This is a genomic window from Streptomyces humi (genome assembly GCF_001005085.2).
Classification (GTDB): Bacteria; Actinomycetota; Actinomycetes; order Streptomycetales; family Streptomycetaceae; genus Streptomyces; species Streptomyces humi.
Genome location: NZ_LBMU02000080.1, coordinates 1 through 18,723, shown reverse-complemented (window position 1 = coordinate 18,723; position 18,723 = coordinate 1). Strand labels below are relative to the sequence as shown.

Below are 18,723 nucleotides of genomic sequence, written 5' to 3'. Positions count from 1 at the left end.
GGACTTAATCCAACCCTTAAGGTAATGGCTTGTCGAAAGCGCTTCCCAGGCCATAGCCTTGCGCGGCGTGAAGCACACATCACGTGACATCCGCACCGCCAACCGCTATGAGGTGCTTCGGCACATCATCGCCGAATCTCCCACCTCGCGGCAGGAGCTGGCGTCCGTCACCGGGCTGAGCCTGGCCACGGTCGCCACGCTCGTCGGGGAACTGCTCGATCTGCGGATGATCACGGAGGTGGGGTTCGAGGACTCCGCGGGCGGCCGTCCCCGCGGCCTCGTCGCGGTCAACGCCTCGGGAGGCGCGCTGATCGGCGTCGACATCGCGGAGACGTACGTCCACGTCGAGCTGTTCGACCTCGCGCTGAACGTGCTGGCCCGCGCGGACGAGGACATGCGTCCCGGCGCCGACCGGCCCGAGCAGGTGGTGGGCCAGGTGGCCGCCGCCGTCGGGTCGGTGGTCGCCCAGGCCGGGATCGAGGGCGCCCGGGTACTGGGGGTCGGGGTGAGCGTGCCCGGGCAGGTGGACCGGGACACCGGCGTCGCCGAGTACGCGCCCAACTGGGACTGGCACGACGTGCCCCTGCTCGACCTGCTCTCCGACCACATCGCCTACCCGCTCCACCTGGACAACCCGTTGCGCGCCTGTGCGGTGGCCGAGCAGTGGTTCGGGGCGGCCCGCGGACGCGGGGACGCCGTGGTGGTGAACCTCGGCACCGGGGTCGGCGCCGGGCTCGCGCTGGCCGGCGGGCTGCACCGGGGTGTCAGCAACAGCGCCGGTGAGTGGGGGCACACGACGCTCGTGCTCGACGGGCGGCCCTGCCACTGCGGTAACCAGGGCTGCGTGGAGACCTACGTCGGCGCGCCCGGGATCATGCTCAACCTGCGCGAGACGAGCCCGGACAGCCCGCTGCTGCGCCCCGACGACCAGACCGCCACCATCGAGGCGCTGGCCCGGGGTGTGGCGGACGGCGACCCGGTCGCCGTCCAGGTGGTGCGGGACACCGCCCGTTACATCGGCGCCGGCGTCGCGAACCTGGTCAACCTGCTCAACCCGGAACTGGTCGTGCTCAGCAGCTGGGTGGCCCGCAGGCTCGGCGAACCGCTGCTCGACGAGGTGCGCGAGGCCGTGCGCCGGCACGCGCTCGGGCGGCCGTTCGCCGCGACCGAGATCGTCCTGTCCCCCATTCCCAGCGACCCGGTGTGCCTGGGCGCGGCCACCTTCGCGCTGGAGGGCGCGCTGCGCTCGGTGGGGCTGCGCAACGGCGGACGCCCCGGCCGGGCACCCTCCGCTTCCCGGTGATCCACGGGGTATTTCCCTGCTGAGCACCCCGCCCGCCCGGTGATCGAACAGTCCAATTCGCCCGTCGATTAATCCATTGCCGGGCCCTCCGGCGCTCTGCGAACGTCGTGACGTGTCAGCGGCCGGTCGGCCTCCATCCGACCGGCCGTACTTCGTGCACGGAACGAGGGAGGTCCCGGCGTGGCCGGAAACATCGAGGTCCGCGGTCTGTCCCGCACCTTCCACACCACGGTCAGGCGTCCGGGCTTCACCGGCGCCCTGCGATCCCTGGTCAACCCGGAACGCGTCGAGAAGCACGCGGTCTCCGACATCTCCTTCGACGTCGCCGCCGGCGAACTCCTCGCCCTGCTCGGCCCGAACGGCGCCGGCAAGTCGACGACCATCAAGATGCTCACCGGCATCCTCACACCGACCTCCGGCGAGGCCCGGGTCGCGGGCGTGGTGCCGTACCGGGAGCGGGAGCGCAACGCCCGGAACATCGGCGCGGTGTTCGGGCAGCGCACCCAGCTGTGGTGGGACCTGCCGGTCCGGGAGTCGTTCGCGATCCTGCGCGACATCTACCAGGTTCCCCAGGCCGAACACGCGGCGCGGCTGCGGGAGTTCGACGAGCTCCTTGAGCTCTCCGCGTTCTGGGACACCCGGGTGCGGCATCTGTCGCTGGGCCAGCGGGTGCGCTGCGACCTGGCCGCCGCGCTGCTCCACGACCCGCCGGTGGTGTTCCTGGACGAGCCGACCATCGGCATGGACGTGGTGGTGAAGGAGCAGGTCCGCGAGTTCCTGCGGTACCAGGTGGCCGAGCGCGGCCGTACCGTGCTGCTGACCACCCACGACATGACCGAGGTGGAGCGGCTCGCCGAGCGGGTGGTGCTGGTCAACCACGGGCTGCTGGTCCTCGACGGCACCCTGGACGAGATGCGCCGCAGGTTCGGCTCGACCTGGCAGGTGCGGGCCACCCTCGCCGACGCGCACACCACGGTCGGCCCGCTGCCCGGCATCACGCTGGTCCACCGGGAGGGGCCGCAGGTGGTGTTCGGCCCGGACGGCGCCGCCGCACCCACGGTCCACGAGGCGCTGAAGCTGGTCATCGAGCGGTACGAGGTGACGGGCGTCGCGGTGGACGAGGCTGACCTGGAGGACGTCATGCGGGCGGCCTACGCGCAGGCGAAGGCCGAGGTCTGAGATGGCCCTCCTGTACGCCTGGCGCGCCGCCCGGGTCACCCCGCTCGGCGAGCTGTACACCCCGCCCCGGATGACCGGGGTCCTGCTGCGGCTGACCGTGCAGGTGGTGCTGGTCGCCTCGCTGTGGCGCGGTCTGTACGCCCAGTCCGGTACGACCGCGGGCATGGACCGCGGTCAGGCCGTCACCTACGCGGTGCTGGCCGTGCTCGCCTCCCGGCTGCGGGAGCTGGACCAGTACGCGGGCCGGGACTCGGTCATGCAGCACATGCACTTCGGCACCATCGTCTACTGGTATCTGCGCCCGCTGCCGCCGCAGCGCTACCACGCGCTGCGCGCGGTGGGCGAGCAACTGTACGGGCTGGCCTGGGCGTCGGCGGGGTACGTGGTCTGTCTGGCCGCCGGCGTGGTGGATCCCCCGGGGTCGGCGGCGGTGGCGGCGGTGTCCGCGCTCAGCCTGCTGCTCGGCCAACTGGTCCTGTACTACGTCATGCTCCTCATCGACCAGTTCTGCTTCTGGACGCTGCGCAACAGCGCCGCGATGCTGATCCTGGTCTTCGCGCAGAACCTGCTGTCCGGGGTGTACGCGCCGCTCTGGTTCTTCCCGCACTGGTTCATCACGCTCAGCTCCTTCCTGCCCTTCCAGGCGACGCTGAGTGTGCCGCTGTCGCTGTACGTGGGCCGGATCCCGCTGTCGGACGCCGGCCTCCAGCTCGGCGTGCAGGCCGGCTGGGTCGTGGCGCTGTATCTGCTCACCCGTTTCGTGTGGCGGCGCGCCGCCCGCCGTGTCATCTCCCAGGGAGGCTGAGGCCGTTGAACGCCGTCCGGATCGCATGGCGCATCACGCGCCTCAACTTCCGCGCACAGCTCGAGTACCGCACCGAGTTCCTGATGATGATCGCGATCGGCGCGGTCTGGCAGGTGTCGGTGATCGTGTTCGCCACGGTGCTGCTCACCCGGTTCACCGGCATGGGCGGCTGGGACAGCTCGGACGTCCTGCTCATCCCGGCGACGCGGATGCTGGCGCACGGTCTGTTCGTGCTGCTGCTGGGCCGGGTGCACGGGGTGGGCCGGTACATCCAGGAAGGCAGGATCGACGCCTATCTGCTGCGTCCGCTGCCCGTGTACCGGCAGGTGCAGCTGGAGTACTTCCCGACCAACGCCATCGGCGACCTGACGGTGGCCGTCGGCCTGATGGCGGGCGCGCTCGGCCGCAGCCATCTCGACTGGACGACGGGCCGCGTCTCGTACCTGATCGCGGCGGTCCTCGGCGGGATGCTGCTGGAGGCGGCCCTGTTCACGGTGGTGGCCTGTGCCTCGCTGCGCTACCCGGCCGCCGACTACTGGAGCCGCTGGCTGGAGGAACTGCTCGGCACCTTCGGCAGCTACCCGCTGAACGTGCTGCCCCGGGCGGTCGGCGGCCTGCTCACCTACGGCCTGCCGCTCGCCTTCGTCGCCTACCTCCCGGCCGCGGTCCTCACCGGCCACGGCCACGAGACCGTCGTCCCCTACTGGCTGGCCGCGGCCTCGCCGCTGGTCGGGCTGCTGGCCTACCTGGCGTCGCGGTGGCTGTGGCGCTGGGCGCTCGGGCACTACACGGGGGTGAACGGCTGACCTGGTGCCGGGGCGCGCCCCGCGCCCCGGATCGGGGTGACCAGTCCGGCGAGGCCGGTCAGGGCGCAGCAGGCTCCGGCGACGGCCGCCACCCGGGCGGTGCCGTACTGTTCGGCCGCCCAGGTCAGGACGGCCGCGCCGACCGGGGCGACCGAGTACTGGAGCGTCCAGTGGGCGGAGGTGACCCGGCCCAGCAGGGGTTCGGGGGTGATCTCCTGACGCAGGGACATGGAACAGGTGCCGGCCATCCCGGCACAGCCCAGGTAGACCGCGGTGAGCACGGCGACCGCGGGGACCGGGCGGACAAAGCCGAGCCCGGCGAAGGCCGCTCCGCACAGCGCGGTCGAGCCGATCCAGGTCGGTCCGAAGCCCAGCCGCCGCCGGAGCCTGGCGACCAGCAGCGCACCGGTGATGGTGCCGACGGCGCCGACCGCGAGCACCGTGCCGACCGTGCCGTCGTCGTGGCCGAGGTCGTGCTTCAGGTGGTAGATGACCAGGTCGGTGATGCCGAGGCTGAGGAAGCTGAAGACGGCGAGGAGGCCGGTGAGCGAGCGCAGGACGGGCTGGCGGACCAGGTGGTCGACGCCGGTGCGCAGATCGCGCCACAGGCCCTTGCCCCGCGCCGGCTGCTCGTCCCCGGCCCGTTCCCCGACCCGCACGAGGAGCAGGCAGCCCGCCGAGACCGCGTAGCTGGCCGCGTCCACGGCCACGGCGTCCGCGGGGCCGGCCCAGGCGGCCACCAGGCCCGCGCCGAGCGGCCCGAGGACACCGGCGGCGGCCGCGGTGGCGTTCAGCCGGCCGTTGGCCTCGGTCAGCCGGCCGGTGCCGACGAGTCCGCGGACGACGGTGACGTACCCGACGGCGAAGAGCATGCCGACGGCCTCGCACAGGGGCAGGACGACGTACAGCAGCCAGAGTCGCGGGCCGGCCAGCCAGACGACCGGGACCAGCCCGTACAGGACCATGCGGACCAGGTCGCAGGCGATGAGGAGCTTGCGGCGGTCGACCCGGTCCACGACCACCCCGGCGAAGACCGCGGCCACCACCATGGCGGCGCCGCCGGCTCCGGTGAGCAGGCCCATCCGGGCCACCGAGCCGGTCGCCTGGAGGACCAGCAGGGGCAGCGCGACCAGGCTGAAGGAGTCACCGAGGACGGACAGCGTCTGGGCGAGCCAGAAGCACCCGAAGTCACGCTGCCGCCACAACGGCCGCCCCTCGGCACCCCGTTCGCCCACCACCCGCGCCACCCGCCGCGCCCGGTTCACCACGACTCCCCCTCCCACCTCCGCGCAACCCTATGCTCCGCCACCACCACCACGTACGACACGACCGGCCACCCCCTCTCACCCCATCACGACCACCCGCGCGACGGTGCGGCCCGAGACGGTCGGCCACTCGGCGATACGGCCCGAGACGGCCGCTCAGCGGCGCGGTGCGAGGCGGTCGGTCGCTCGGCGGTGCGGTCCGAGCCGGTCGGCCACTCGGCGATACGGCCCGAGACGGCCGCTCGGCGGCGCGGTGCGAGGCGGCCGCCCGCTCAGCGGCGCGGCCCGAGCCGGTCGGCCACTCGGCGATACGGCCCGAGACGGCCGCTCGGCGGCGCGGTGCGAGGCGGCCGCCCGCTCAGCGGCGCGGTCCGAGGCGGTCGGTCGCTCGGCGGCGCGGTCCGAGGCGGTCGGTCGCTCGGCGGTGCGGTGCGAGGGGGGCGGTCGCCTGACTTGTGCCGGGTCGTTGCGTCACGGCCCCCCGGACGGCGTGACCCGGTGGCGGGCGCGGCAACCTTCCCCGGCCCGGCGGCGACCACAGGGCATGACAACCGCACCACGCACCGCGGGACACCGCCGCGTGCACGCCTTCCGGAAGCCCGCCATCGGTGCCCTCTCGGCCGCCGGACTGCTGGCCGGCGCCTGGTACGCCACCGCCGGCGCGGCGACGACCCCGACGCTCCGGGTCACGTCCACGGCGGTGGCCCTCAGCGCCAAGTACCCCTATCTCTCGGCCGGTTACAACAACACCCGGGAGTGGAACCGCACGGCCACCGCCGCCGCCCCCGACGGCACGATCCGGGTCGCCTGGCCCGCCGCCGACGGCGTCCACGTCACCCCCCTCACCTCGGCCGGCAAGCGGTCCGGCGCGGACACGGTCGTCAAGGGCGCCCGGGAGGTCGGCGGACTGGTCGCCCACGACGACGGCTTCGCGCTGCTCACCCGGGTCTCCGACACCAACAAGTGGAAGGAGACGGCGGCCGCGATCATCCGCTACACGGGCGGGAAGAAGACCTGGACGGCCAAGCTCACCGGCACCGCCACGCACGACACCTCCCCCACCCTCGACGGGCAGCTCACCTGGAACGGCGGCAAGTACGGCGCCTACTTCGTGGTGCACGGCGCGGGCGGCTTCGCCGACGGGCACTACGGCGACAAGCTGTCGTACGTCAGCGCGAAGGGCAGGAAGCTGAGCGGCGGCTGGAGCTGGGGGTGCAGTCACAACGAGGGCATCGCCCTGCACGCCGAGACCTCCGGCGCCTTCACCTCCCTGTGCTTCGACGACTGGCGCTCCGGCCTGTTCGTCTCCACCGGCATAGCCGCCCCGGACGTGGCCCCGGTCGTCCAGCGGGAGCAGTGCTGGGCAGGGTACTGCGGAGGTACCTTCCCCGGCCGCACCGGCGACCTGGTGAAGTCGTCCACCGGCAGGTACGCGACGGCGTTCGCCTCCCGGGGCGCGGCCTCCGCGAAGAAGAACCCGGACGACAGCAGCGGCCGCGGCTGGACGGTCACCCCGAGGACCGCCACCCACCAGGTCGCGGTCGCGTTCCTCAAGAACCGCAACTCCGGTCCCGGCAAGGCGGTCTACCTCACCAGCGCCAAGACGGTCGAGAACGTCAACGTCCACCTCGCCCCGTACGGCAAGGACAGGCTCCTGCTCTCCTGGGAGTCCCTGAAGAACGCCAAGTGCTCGTCGGGCACCTGCACCGGCACCTTCACGGGCACGCATCTGCGGCTGATCGACTGGAGCGGCACCTTCGTCGGCGCCGACAAGGTGGTGGGCGCACGGCTCACCGGTGACGTCGCGGTGCTCAAGAACGGTGCTCTCACCTGGGCGTACGCGCCCGTGACACCGACCTACGGCACCCCGCTCACCGGGGCGTCCCCGACCACGACGACCCTGCGGATCGCCCGTCTCACGCCGTGACGGCCGGCGGGCGGCCGGGGGCCGGGGGCGGAGGCCGCTCAGTCCTGCGCGGTTTCCGCCACCTCCACCCCGGCGTCCCGCCACCGGACCCGCAGGGCGGCGCCGTCCCGCCACCGGACGGTCAACTCCCGCTGTCCTTCCGCGCGTACGGTCACCGTCTCGCCCAGCGGCACCGTGTCCGCGGCACCCGTGAGCCGGCTCAGCGCGACGAAGAGGGTCGGGCCCTCCCCCGTGACCCCGGCCGGCGTGTCGTCGAGTCCCACCGCGGGCAGCAGTTCGGTCCGCAGCCCCGGCGCCGCCGCCCAGCCGGTCACCCGCACCGGCGTCCCGGGTTCCGCACCCGCCACCAGGAACGCCCGCACCTCCACGGCCCCGCGCACGAGCACGACGGTCGTCACCCGGGCGCCCGCGCCGGCCGTGTGCCGGGAGGCCGCCCAGCCCTCCCCCACGCCCAGCGGCTCGATGTCCGTCCGGCCCGGGTCGTCGCCGACGATCACACTGTTGTCGTACGACGCCGAGGGCACCGTCACGGTCGAGTAGCCGAGCCGGGTGTAGTAGGGGTCGTAGCGGACGTCCTCGCTGCCGTGGTTGTGGAGGCGGACGATTCCGTCCGAACGCGTCGACTGGAGCAGCCAGTTGGCGGGGGCGACCGGCGTCACCGCGTCCGTGCGCTCCACGGGCCCCGGTTCCTCGGCCGCCGTCCACACCTCGTGCTCCGGGGGCAGCAGCAGGCCGATGAAACCCTTGCTCGCCCAGTAGGGGGACGCCGGCCCCGAATAGCCCTGGAGCACCGCCGTGTCGGGGCCGTGCCAGCCGAGGGTCAGGAGACCGTGCGGGTCCACCGCGCCCCGGTCCAGGAAGTACCTCAGCGCGCCGGAGGCGAGCCGCCGGGTCTCGCCGGGGGCCAGCGGGGTGCGGCCGGTGAGCGCGCCCAGCCACAGCGGGGCCGTCGTCGCGAAGCGGTAGGTCAGGGAGCGGCCCTGGTGCATGGGGGCGCCGTCGCCGCCGAACAGCCGGGCGTAGTCGCTCAGATGGCGTTCCAGTCGGCCGCCGTAGAGGTCGAGGAGTTCGGTGTCCGCTGCGAGCCAGGCGTGCAGCACCGGGTACAGGTGCATGGCCCAGCCGTTGTAGTAGTCGAACTTCCGGCCGTCGCCGTCGGTGTACCAGCCGTCGCCGAGGTACCAGTCCTCGATCCGGGCCAGGCCGTGGTCGACGGCCTTGTGCGCGGCCTCGGTCTCGTGTCCGATCTCCGCGAGGAAGCCGCCGACCGTGACGGGGAACAGCTCCCAGTTGCAGGGCCAGGGTTCGGCGGTGAGGGCGTCGGCGAGCCAGGCCGCGGCGCGCTGCCGGACGGCGTCGTCGAGGCGGTCCCAGAGCAGTGGGCGGGTCAGGCGCAGGGCGAGGGCGATCGAGGCGGCCTCGACCAGTGGCTGGCTGCGGTCCTCGATGCGCGGCCAGACACCGGACACGCCGGCGGCGAGTCCGTCCGCGTACCGCTGGAGCGCGGTCTCGTCACGCCGGAAGGCGGCGAGGAGCAGGGTGCGGGCGTAGCCCTCCAGGCCGTCGGAGCGGCGGCCCGACCAGCTCTGGTGGTCGCCGGGAAGGTGGTAGAGGGCGCGGTCCTCGGTGGCGTACGGCTCCACGGCGGCGAGCAGGGCGTCGGCCGCCGCCTCCCAGTGGGCCCGGGTGTAGCCGGTACGCGGGCTGGAACGGCGGTCCTCGGGAGGCAGGTGCATCGGGGCTCTTTCTCGCTCGTACCGTTCGGACCTGGGGCGCCCCGGTTCCGGTCGGGACGCCCCAGGGGCTCAGTGCGCTCGCACGGTGCCGCGGGGCACCAGGTGCTGGGCGAGGAGTCCGTCGCGCACCAGGCCCGCGTAGACGGTGGCGCCGTACTCCGAGGTGTGCGTGTTGTCCTTCTTCTCGTTGTACAGGTACATCGCCTTGGAGCCTTCCACGCCGAGCGACTCCACCAGCGCCTTGGTCCGCGCCGTGAGGTCGATCAGCGGGACGCCCTCGGCGGCCGCGACCGAGCGGATCACCTCAGGATGATTGACGCCGAGCCCGTTGACCAGAAGCGCGGTGTCGTTGTTCAGCGTGCCGTCGGCGTTGAACCAGCGGCGCACGATCGGGGTGACGAGCACCGGCCGCCCGCCTTTCTCCCGTACGCCGGCCACCAGGGTCTCCAGGTTGGCGCGGTAGGTCGCCTCGTCCGTCGTCTTGTCGTTGTGCGCCAGCTGGATCAGGACCAGGTCGCCGGTGCGGATCAACGGCTGGACGGTACCCCAGAGTTGGGGGTTCTGGAGGTAGGTCACCGTACTTTCGCCGGAGTCGGCGTAGTTGGCGACGGCGACACCCCTGCGCAGGAACTGCGGGAGCTGCTGGCCCCAGCCGGTGTAGGGGGCGGCCGGCTGGTCGCAGACGGTGGAGTCGCCGACCAGGAAGAGCTGCCGGGTGTGCCGGGCGGCGGGGGAGACCCTGATGCCGGCGAGGGCGGGCGCGGAGCCGCCGATCGTCAGGTCCAGACCCGGGCTGCCGTCCGGGCCCGTCGGCTCGCCCTCGGGGGTGCGGACGTCGACGGTGAAGGCGCGGGTGACGTGCCGGTCCGCCGCCACCGCCGTCTCGGGCAGCAGCGCGCGCCGGGTCTCCCCGCTGATGCTCGTGCTGGACGCGGCCGCGCCGCCGAGCCGGACCGTGACGTCGTAGTCGCCGGGCGGGACGTCGAAGTGACAGGCGGTGGCGGTGCAGTCGGCGAGGCCGGGCGGCGGCTGCCGGGGGTCGGCCCCGGCGGCGGGAGCGGTCGCCAGGCAGGCGCCGAGGACGGCCGCCGCGAGGGCGGTGACGCGAACACCGTTGAAACGTCTCACTCGGGACTCCTCCGTCACGGGACAGTCAGGCCGACAGGTCCGGCGGGGACCGTACCGCTGCTCGCAAGCGCTTTCTAGACCTTGGACCGATTTCGCAAGATTGCCAACTCCATGAAGGCGAAAGCCCTTTCGCGAAATCGATTCAACTGTCACTCTCGGGGACACCCGCACCTCCGCCCCACCGAAGGAGGCACCCCCATGTCCGGAACCACCGGGAGACCGCTCGGACGCCGCACCTTCGTCCTCGGCAGCGCGGCCGCCGCCGGCACCGCGGCCCTCACCGGACCGCTGGCCGAGACCGCCTCGGCCGCGAGTTTCGGCTGGTCCGACGACGGCTCCAACTACGTCGTCGACACCGGCGCGAGCCTCGTCTTCAAGGTCAGCAAGACCGACGGCGACCTGACCTCGCTCGTCTACAAGGGCACCGAGTACCAGGGCTACGGCGGCAAGAACTCGCACGTCGAGTCGGGCCTCGGCACCTCGACGGTGACCATCGCCCAGTCCGGCTCGACGATCCTGGTCTCGGTCACGTACGGCACACTGAAGCACTACTACGCGGCCCGCAGCGGCGAGAACAACGTCTACCTGTGGACCAACAAGGCCGACTCGTCCGTCACCGCCACCCGCTACATCGTGCGCGTCAAGGCCGGCCTGTTCCTCAACGACGAGCCGGACTCCTACACCTACGCGCCCACCGTCATCGAGTCCGCGGACGTCTTCGAGAAGTCCGACGGCCAGACCCGCGCCAAGCACTACTCGAAGCTGCGGGTGATGGACTACAGCTACATCGGCTGGACGACCGGCGCCGTCGGCCTGTGGATCGTGCGCAGCAACCACGAGAAGGCGTCCGGCGGCCCGTTCTACCGCTCGCTGCTGCGCCACCAGAGCGCCGACGGCGGCGGGCTGTACGAGATCCTGTACTACGGCGAGAACCAGACCGAGTCGGAGCGCTTCGGCCTCCAGGGGCCCTACGTCATCGCGTTCACGGACGGCGGCGCACCCTCCTCGTCCCTGTACCCGGGCACCCTCACCACCTCCTGGGCGGACTCGCTGGGCATCTCCGGGTACGTCTCCGCGAGCGGACGCGGCCGGGTCGCGGGCGTCGGCATCTCGGGCCGGGACACGGCCTACGCCTACACCGTCGGACTGGCCAACTCAGCGGCCCAGTACTGGGGTTCGGCGCGCTCCTCGGACGGCTACTTCTCCATTGCCGGGGTGCTGCCGGGGACGTACACCCTCACCGTCTTCAAGGGCGAACTCGCCGTCTACACCGGGTCGGTGACGGTGACAGCGGGTACCACGACCACCCTCAACACGATCGCCGTCCCCTCCTCCAACGACCCGAGCAACGCCTCGGCGATCTGGCGGATCAACAACTGGGACGGCACGCCGGGCGGGTTCAAGAACGCCGACCTGATGACGTACGCGCATCCCTCCGACGTACGGGCCTCGTCATGGACGGGGAACGTGGTCATCGGCAGCGGGACCGAGACCTCGGCCTTCCCCTGCTATCTCTGGAAGGACGTCAACAGCGGGATCATCGTCTACTTCAAGCTGACCGCCGCCCAGGCCGCCGCCGCGCACACCCTCCGGATCGGCGTGACGACGGCCTACGCGAACGGCCGGCCGCAGGTCGTCGTCAACGACACCTGGACCTCCGCCGTACCCTCGCCGCCCACCCAGCCGAGCACCCGGTCGCTGACCGTGGGCTCCTACCGGGGCAACAACTACACGTTCAGCTACAGCGTCCCGGCGTCCGCCTGGCTGACGGACACCAGCGCCTACAACACGCTGAAGATCTACGTGGCGAGCGGTTCGGGGACGACGTCCTTCCTCAGCGCCGGGACCGCGATCGACGCGATCGACCTGCTGGCCTGAGACCCGGCAACCCCCGGTGGCCGGGCGGCGACCTGAGGGCATGACCCCCTCGAACGAGCGACCCCCCACCCCCGCCCGGCGCCACACCCCCGCCCGGCGTCACACCTCCGCACTGGCCGCCGGTACCGCGGCGGCCCTCGGGCTGGCCGCGGTGTCCCTGGCCGGGCCCGCCAGCGCCGCGTCCACCCTCACCGTCGCCAAGGACGGCTCCGGGATGTACACCACCGTCCAGGCGGCGGTGAACGCGGCCGCCGCGGGTGACACGATCTCTGTCGCCAAGGGCACGTACCAGGAGATCGTCAACGTCCCGGCGGCAAAGTCCGGGGTGACCATCAAGGGCGCCACCGGCAACGCCGAGGACGTCGTCATCACCTACGACCGGGCGGCCGGTTACACCGATTCCGACGGCAACAAGTACGGCACGCTGGGCAGTTCGGTGGCGACCTTCTCCGCGAACAACCTCACCGTCACCGGTCTCACGGTCCGCAACACCTTCGACAAGGGCGCCCACCCGGAGATCACCGACACCCAGGCCGTCGCCATGACCGCGCAGGGCGACCGGCAGACCTTCCGCAACGACCGGTTCATCAGCCGCCAGGACACCGTGCTGAACTGGGCACCGTCCGCCACCGGCCAGTACCGCCAGTACTTCTACTCGTCCTTCGTCACCGGGGACGTGGACTTCGTCTTCGGCAACGCCACCGCCGTCTACGACCGGGTGAACATCCAGCTGCGCGACTCGGGCGCCGCGGCGGGCGGCCTGAACGGCTTCCTCGCCGCGCCCGACACCAGCTCCGCGAAGACGTACGGGATCCTGGTCACCGGCAGCAGCATCACGAGTTCCGCGGCGGCGAACACCTACTACCTGGGCCGTCCCTGGCATCCGACCGCGGACGCCGTCGGGCAGCTGGTGATCCGCCAGACGTCCTTGCCGGCGGCCGTGAAGACCGCCGGACCGTGGACCGACATGAGCGGCTACTCCTGGAAGAACGCCCGCTTCTTCGAGTACGGGAACACCGGTGCCGGTGCCGGTGTGAACTCCGACCGCCCGCAGCTCACCGACGCGCAGGCCGCGAACTACACGGCCCAGAAGTACCTGGCGGGCACGGACGGCTGGAATCCGGTCGGCTGACCGACACTCAGCTCCCGCGCGTCCACTGCTGGTTCGTGCCGCCGTTGCACGTGTACGTGATGACGGCGGCCGAGTTGGCGGTGGACGCGCCGTTCACGTCCAGGCACTCGCCGGTCGTACGCGCCTTGATGTTGACGTAGGAGCCGGAGGTGACCACCGACCACTGCTGGGTGGTGGCGCCCGTGCAGTCCTCCTGGGTGACGTTCGTGTCGTTCTCCTGGAGGCAGAGCGAGCTGCCGCGGCCCATCAGCTCGTAGTAGCCGGTGCCCAGGTCCTTGAACCACCACTTCTGGTTGGTACCGCTGTTGCAGGTGTACTGGCTGACCGCGACGCCCTCCCAGAGGGACTGGTTCGGGACGTCCGCGCACTTGCCGCTGTGCCGGGCGATCAGCGTGTTGTACGTGGCACCGGTACCGCTGACCGTGCCGGCGGCCGTGTCGACGGAGACCTCCGGGTACCAGGACATCGACATCGAGGTGCTGGTGGGGAAGGTCAACGGCAGCCAGACGTAACGGGAGTCGTTGACGGTGCCGCCGAAGGAGTTGCCCCAGCGGTCACCCATGTAGAGGTACGAGGTGCCCGAAGTGCCGGTGACCGGGAGGACGTAGGCGGTCTGGGAGCCGTACGCCGTGGAGTCACCGACGTTCGTCCAGGAGGTCCAGGGCCCGGCGGGCGAGGCGGCGGTGGCGTACTTCTGCTGGTTGGGGCTCCAGCCGGTGGCCGCCGAGGTCAGCATGAAGTAGACACTGCCCCGCTTGAAGAGCGCCGGGGCCTCACGGCTGGCGCCGGCCCAGGGGTTGGCGACCAGGCTGTCGATGGCGGTGTAGTCGGCGGTGAGCCGGTAGATCTGTAGGTCGGCGTTCTCGTTGGCGGCCGAGACCATGTAGGCCGTGCCGTCGGTGTCCACGAACGTGGTGATGTCCCGGGACATGTACTGGCCGAGGGGCCGGAAGCTGCCCTGGTAGGTGTAGGTGCCGTCGACGGTGTCGGAGACGGCGACGGCGGCCTTGGCCTCGCTGTAGTCGACGCCGTTCTCCTTGTGCATCCACATCACGAACTTGCCGGTGGAGGCGTTGTAGATGACCTTCGGACGCTCGATGTAGGCGGTGCCGAGCTCGGTGGCGGAGGACTGGGTGAGGACGTGGCCCCGGAACTCCCAGGTCTTCAGGTCGGTGGAACGGTAGGCGTCCACGGACTTGAAGGTGTTGTCGGAGTTGCGGTCCTCGCCGAACCAGTAGTAGTAGGAGCCGACCTTGATGACCCCGCCGCCGTGCGCGTGCACGGCGTTCCCCGAGGTGTCGGTGAACCCGGTGCCGTTGGTGACGGTCTGGGCGGCGGCCGCTGCGGGTCCCGCGGTGGCCAGGGCGCCGATCACCGCCAGACAGAGGGCCACCAGGACCGCGTACGCACGTCTCATCTCACACACGCTCCTTGGGGGAAAGGAATGCGGTTCGGGATTCCGAACGGCAGCTGGCATGACGAACGTTGTGATCGCCGAAAAGGTAAGGGCGTGTTACCCGTGGGTCAACGGGTCTGACGTGACACGGGAGAAAGCGATTTCCGAAGCAGGGCCGCCCGGGCCCGTTTTTCTGTTATCGAGGCCGGTCCCCCGCCGTCTCCTCTCACGTGCGCACCCACCTCCACACCACCGCGGCCGCGGTCGGCGCCCTCGCCGCCCTGCTGGCCTCCGCTCCCCCGGCCCTGGCCGCCGGCGCCCGGGACGCCACCGCCGACGTCCTCGCCGGCCGGGACGTGACCCTCACCGGTGACACGGTCGTCACCGTGCCGGCCGGGACGACGACGTACGCCGGTGCCTTCCACGGCGAGGGCACGCTCACCGTGCGCGGCGGCGGCACCCTGATCCTCACCGAGGACAGCGACTTCACCCTGCCGAGGTCCCGGCAACGGCAGGTCGTCCGCACCCAGGGCGGCAACCACCCGTACACGACCGTCACCCGCCCCGACCCACCCGCGATCACCGTCGAGCGCGGCACGACCCTGCAATACGGCACGGGCGGCGGCACCGGACTGATCGGCCACTTCCCGTACGACACGCCCGGCTACCGGCTGAACCAGCTCAACGTCCGCGTCGACGGCACCCTGCGGCTGTCCCTGACCCGCACCTTCAACATCGGCACGATCAGCGGCTCGGGCCTGGTGACCCAGCCCCGGAACATGTGGGGCACGCTGGACCTGGCGGGCACCCACCCCTTCTCCGGGGTCATCGACAACGGCACGGGCATGGCCGCCGGCCGCCCCGAGTACCCGGTGGCGCTGCCCGCCGCCCGCGCGATCCTCAACCAGGGCTCCTGGATCGTCGACACCCCGCTGTACCGGACGATCACCCTGCGCCAGGACTTCTACCAGCGGGAGTACGGCAGCGACGTCAACGTCCACTCCCGGCCCGGCAGCAAGGTCGTCCTCACCGGCCAGTACAGCTACAGCGACCGGGGCGGCGACACGAACCCGTCGCTCAGCGACCCGTCCCTCAACTGGAGGTCGATCCCGCACCAGTCGAACAAGCGCGGCACCAACATCGAGGGCGCCGACGTGCACTGGGGCGACGGCACCACCCACCGCATCTTCATGCCGGGGACGAGGGACACCGTCTACATCAACCTGCACGCGGCGAGCGGCCGCCGTTCGAAGCTCACCTTCGACTACGACGGCCCGGTGACCCTGGGCGCCCCGATCGGCGGCGGCCGCTACCACGACACCCTGGCCGCCCCCGGTGCCGGGGACGTCGTCATCGCCGGGACCCGCGGGAACGACGTGACCTTCGCCGCCGCCCAGGACTACGACGGCTCCACGACCATCGAGAAGGGCGCGGTGCTGCGGCTCGGTTCGGGCGCGAAGGGCGGCGACGGCTCCCTGCTGACCGGCACGGAGCAGCGCCGGATCGTGAACGACGGCACGCTGTACGTCCGTGACACGTCGACTCCCGTGACCCTGGCGTACGTAGAGGGCTCCGGGTCGCTCGTCCAGGCGGGCGCCGCGCGGACCACCCTCACCGGCAGCGCGGTGTCGTACACGGGGACGACGACCGTCAGCAGGGGCACGCTGGCGCTGCGCGCCGGGGCGACCCTGGCGCACAGCAGGGCGATCCGGCTGACGTCCGCGGCCGCCCGGCTGGACGTGGGCACGGCCGGCCTGCGGGTCGCCACCAGCCTCACCGGCAGAGGCACCGTACGGGGCTCGGTGACCAACGACAGCCTGGTGACGAGCGGTTTGACGGTGCGAGGGGACTACACCCAGCGCAGGCAGGGCGAACTGGTGCTGCGCGACCGGCCCTTGACGGTGACGGGCCGCCTCGCCCTGGCCGGCGCCCTCGACCTGTCCGACGCGGGCACGTCCGCCGCACGCCGCGTCACGCTGATCGACCACACCGGCGCGGACCGGACGACCGGCACCTTCGACGGCCTGCGCGAGGGCACCGAGGTGAAACTGGCCGACACCGTCTACCGGATCACCTACCGGGGCGGCGACGGCAACGACGTGGTCCTCGTCGCGAGGACGGCCGGAGACACGGCGAAGACCGGCACCACGGACTCCGTGGCGTCCACCGCCGCCCCCGGCGTGACCACCCGCACCGCCGCCGACTCCAGGGACGCCTTCGGCTGGTGGCCGTACGCCCTGTCCCTCGGTCTGCTGGGCGGCCTGATGGTCCCGGCGGGCCTGCGCACCCGGAAGCGAACCCGCCACAGGGGCGGCGGCCGGCACGCGGCCTGACCGTGGGCCACAGCTCGACCTGGCGCTGCGGGCGGGCACCACCCAGCGGCACCTCAGCCGCATCGAGTCCGGCAGGTCCGTCCCCGGCCGGAACATGGTGGTGCGGCCGGCCGAGTCCCTGGAACTGCCACTGCGGTGAGCGCAACGACCTGTTGCCGGCCGCCGGGTACGCGCCCGCCCACTCCGAGAGCCCACTCGAAGACCCGGTACTGGCGCCCGTGCGCACGGCGATCGACCACATCCTGCGCGGGTACCGGCCGTACCCGGCGCTGGTGGTGGACCGGCGCGGCGATCCGGTCGCCGCGAACACCGCCTTCGACCTGATCACCGAGGGCGCGGCCCCCGAACTCGTGGGCCCGGGGCCGAACGTCTACCGCCCGGCGTTGCATCCCGACGGTCCGGCACCCCCCACCCGCAACCTCGCGATGGTGACGGTCACGGCCGCGAGCGTAGCCGAACCCGCCGTGGTGGCGTCAGACGGTGGCTTCCTCCCGCTGCCGTCCGCGGAGCCACACGTACACCGGGATGCCCGCGAACAGGAACAGCACGCCCTGGTAGACGGCCGCGTAGCCGGCGCCCGCGATCAGCCAGAAGGAGAAGGCGAAGGAGAGGGCGGCGACGATCAGGTCGCGGACCAGCCCGGCCGGCCGGACCCGTTCGCGGGTGCCCTGGGCGAGCCAGTAGAGCTGGGCGGCGGCGGAGAGGAGGTAGGGGACGCAGCCGGTGAAGGTGGTGATGAGGACCAGGACGCGGAACGTGGTGTCGGGGCCCGCCGTGTAGTTGAAGGCGATGAGGACGGTGCCGAGGACGGCGACCGCCCGGACGCCGAAGCCGGGCACCCCGCCCTTGCCGACCTTGGCGAACGGCTTCGGGAAGAGGCCGTCGCGGGCGGCGGCGTACGGCATCTGCGCGGCCATCAGGATCCAGCCGTTGAGGCAGCCGACGATCGAGGCGACGGCGACCAGCGCGATCGCGGTGCCGCCCCAGCCGCCGCCGGTGATCGCGTTCACCGCGTCGGCGAAGGGCGCGCCGGACTTCACCAGCCTGTCGTGCGGGACCAGGCCGAAGACGGCGACCGTGCCGAGGATGTAGACGACGGCGGAGCCCAGCGTGCCGAGCACGCTCGCGCGGCCGACCGTGCGCTCCGGGTTCTGCACCTCGCCGGCGCTGACCGCGGCCGACTCGACGCCGAGGAAGCTGTACAGGAGCAGGGCGGCCGCGGCGGCGAGGGCACCGGGGGTGCTGTCGCCGGACGCGTTGAACGGGCCGAAGTTGTCGGTGTCGACGAAGAACAGGCCGACGGTGGCGACCAGGAGGAGGGGCACGAACTTCAGGACCGTCGAGACGATCTGGACCGCGCCGACATAACGGGTGCCGGCGAAGTTCGCGGCGGCCGGGAGCCAGAGCGCGGCGAGCGCTACGGCGCCTTCGAGGACGTGGTTGCCGTGCAGGGGCACCAGGACGTCGACGTAGCCGACGACCGCGACGGCCAGGGCCGCGATGCTGACCCAGCACATCGTCCAGTACGACCACGCGGAGAGGAAGCCGGCGAACGGCCCGAACGCGTCGCGCGGGTAGACGTACAGGCCGCCGGTGACCGGGCTGCGGCGGGCCAGCTTGCCGAAGAGCAGGGCGAGCAGCACGGCGGCGACGGACAGGACGACGAAGGCGAGCAGGCTGACCGTGCCGTACGGGGCGACGGCGGCGGGCAGCGCGAAGATGCCGCCGCCGATGATGTTGCCCATGACCAGGGCGGTCGCGGTGGCGAGACCGAAGGTCCGGCGGGGACCGCGCGGGGCCGGGGTGGCTTCCGTGGCCTCGGCGGGGGTGGGGAG

13 protein-coding genes and 1 pseudogene are annotated in these 18,723 nt (G+C 72.0%); 9 read left to right on the top strand and 5 right to left on the bottom strand.

Annotated elements, in window-relative coordinates; translation table 11 throughout:
• The first annotated feature begins 67 nt into the window (after window positions 1-67).
• From AAW13_RS32105 to AAW13_RS32090, 4 genes are all read left to right on the top strand, one after another.
• Window positions 68-1,303 carry an ROK family transcriptional regulator gene (locus AAW13_RS32105; RefSeq protein ID WP_046734111.1) on the top strand — a complete coding sequence of 412 codons (1,236 nt, stop codon included), beginning with the start codon at window positions 68-70 and terminating at the stop codon, window positions 1,301-1,303.
• A gap of 180 nt (window positions 1,304-1,483) precedes the next feature.
• Entirely contained in the window at window positions 1,484-2,482 is a 999-nt protein-coding gene (locus tag AAW13_RS32100) for an ABC transporter ATP-binding protein (protein WP_046734098.1), read from the top strand.
• Window position 2,483: 1 nt separating this feature from the next.
• A complete protein-coding gene (locus AAW13_RS32095; RefSeq protein WP_046734097.1) occupies window positions 2,484-3,287 on the top strand; it encodes an ABC transporter permease in 804 nt (267 codons plus the stop codon).
• A 5-nt stretch (window positions 3,288-3,292) separates the two neighbouring features.
• Window positions 3,293-4,093, top strand: coding sequence for an ABC transporter permease (locus AAW13_RS32090; RefSeq protein WP_046734096.1), 801 nt, complete (start codon window positions 3,293-3,295; stop codon window positions 4,091-4,093).
• Here AAW13_RS32090 and AAW13_RS32085 read toward each other — a convergent pair.
• Window positions 4,072-5,361 carry an MFS transporter gene (locus AAW13_RS32085; RefSeq protein ID WP_240528794.1) on the bottom strand — a complete coding sequence of 430 codons (1,290 nt, stop codon included), beginning with the start codon at window positions 5,359-5,361 and terminating at the stop codon, window positions 4,072-4,074. The two genes, AAW13_RS32090 and AAW13_RS32085, sit on opposite strands and share 22 nt — an antisense overlap.
• A gap of 541 nt (window positions 5,362-5,902) precedes the next feature.
• Here AAW13_RS32085 and AAW13_RS32080 point away from each other — a divergent pair.
• On the top strand, window positions 5,903-7,285 hold the full coding sequence (locus AAW13_RS32080) for a hypothetical protein (protein ID WP_046734095.1): 1,383 nt from the start codon (window positions 5,903-5,905) through the stop codon (window positions 7,283-7,285).
• Window positions 7,286-7,323: 38 nt separating this feature from the next.
• On the opposite strand, the gene AAW13_RS32075 is transcribed toward AAW13_RS32080, so the two are convergent.
• Both AAW13_RS32075 and AAW13_RS32070 read right to left on the bottom strand, forming a co-directional pair.
• The gene (locus AAW13_RS32075; protein WP_046734094.1) at window positions 7,324-9,021 is read right to left on the bottom strand and encodes a DUF2264 domain-containing protein; all 1,698 of its coding nucleotides are present in this window, start codon (window positions 9,019-9,021) and stop codon (window positions 7,324-7,326) included.
• A gap of 69 nt (window positions 9,022-9,090) precedes the next feature.
• The gene (locus AAW13_RS32070) at window positions 9,091-10,149 is read right to left on the bottom strand and encodes a rhamnogalacturonan acetylesterase (protein WP_046734093.1); all 1,059 of its coding nucleotides are present in this window, start codon (window positions 10,147-10,149) and stop codon (window positions 9,091-9,093) included.
• Between the two features lie 198 nt (window positions 10,150-10,347).
• Between AAW13_RS32070 and AAW13_RS32065 the strand changes: the two genes are divergently transcribed.
• Together AAW13_RS32065 and AAW13_RS32060 are read left to right on the top strand one after the other, a co-directional pair.
• Entirely contained in the window at window positions 10,348-12,027 is a 1,680-nt protein-coding gene (locus tag AAW13_RS32065; protein WP_046734092.1) for a rhamnogalacturonan lyase B N-terminal domain-containing protein, read from the top strand.
• A gap of 40 nt (window positions 12,028-12,067) precedes the next feature.
• Window positions 12,068-13,159, top strand: a complete 1,092-nt coding sequence (locus AAW13_RS32060; protein ID WP_079179049.1) for a pectinesterase family protein — start codon at window positions 12,068-12,070, stop codon at window positions 13,157-13,159.
• Window positions 13,160-13,166: 7 nt separating this feature from the next.
• Here the strand turns inward: AAW13_RS32060 and AAW13_RS32055 are convergent, their stop codons facing one another.
• Window positions 13,167-14,576 carry an RICIN domain-containing protein gene (locus AAW13_RS32055; RefSeq protein WP_046734725.1) on the bottom strand — a complete coding sequence of 470 codons (1,410 nt, stop codon included), beginning with the start codon at window positions 14,574-14,576 and terminating at the stop codon, window positions 13,167-13,169.
• Between the two features lie 209 nt (window positions 14,577-14,785).
• Here AAW13_RS32055 and AAW13_RS32050 point away from each other — a divergent pair, with 209 nt between their 5' ends.
• Together AAW13_RS32050 and AAW13_RS32045 are read left to right on the top strand one after the other, a co-directional pair.
• Complete coding sequence (locus AAW13_RS32050) at window positions 14,786-16,888, top strand: autotransporter (protein WP_046734724.1); 2,103 nt, start codon at window positions 14,786-14,788, stop codon at window positions 16,886-16,888.
• Between the two features lie 19 nt (window positions 16,889-16,907).
• A pseudogene (locus tag AAW13_RS32045) lies at window positions 16,908-17,313 on the top strand (MmyB family transcriptional regulator); the annotation flags it as partial.
• Between the two features lie 48 nt (window positions 17,314-17,361).
• On the opposite strand, the gene AAW13_RS32040 reads toward AAW13_RS32045, so the two are convergent.
• Window positions 17,362-18,723, bottom strand: a 1,362-nt coding sequence (locus AAW13_RS32040; RefSeq protein WP_071659747.1) for an amino acid permease, incomplete at its 5' end; no start/stop codon positions are given.

Bases quoted from the DNA above. Each gene is read 5' to 3' on its own strand.
- AAW13_RS32095 (WP_046734097.1), top strand. From the start codon at position 2,484: ATGGCCCTCCTGTACGCCTGGCGCGCCGCCCGGGTCACCCCGCTCGGC.
- AAW13_RS32080 (WP_046734095.1), top strand. From the start codon at position 5,903: ATGACAACCGCACCACGCACCGCGGGACACCGCCGCGTGCACGCCTTC.
- AAW13_RS32075 (WP_046734094.1), bottom strand. From the start codon at position 9,021: ATGCACCTGCCTCCCGAGGACCGCCGTTCCAGCCCGCGTACCGGCTAC.
- AAW13_RS32065 (WP_046734092.1), top strand. From the start codon at position 10,348: ATGTCCGGAACCACCGGGAGACCGCTCGGACGCCGCACCTTCGTCCTC.
- AAW13_RS32060 (WP_079179049.1), top strand. From the start codon at position 12,068: ATGACCCCCTCGAACGAGCGACCCCCCACCCCCGCCCGGCGCCACACC.
- AAW13_RS32055 (WP_046734725.1), bottom strand. From the start codon at position 14,576: ATGAGACGTGCGTACGCGGTCCTGGTGGCCCTCTGTCTGGCGGTGATC.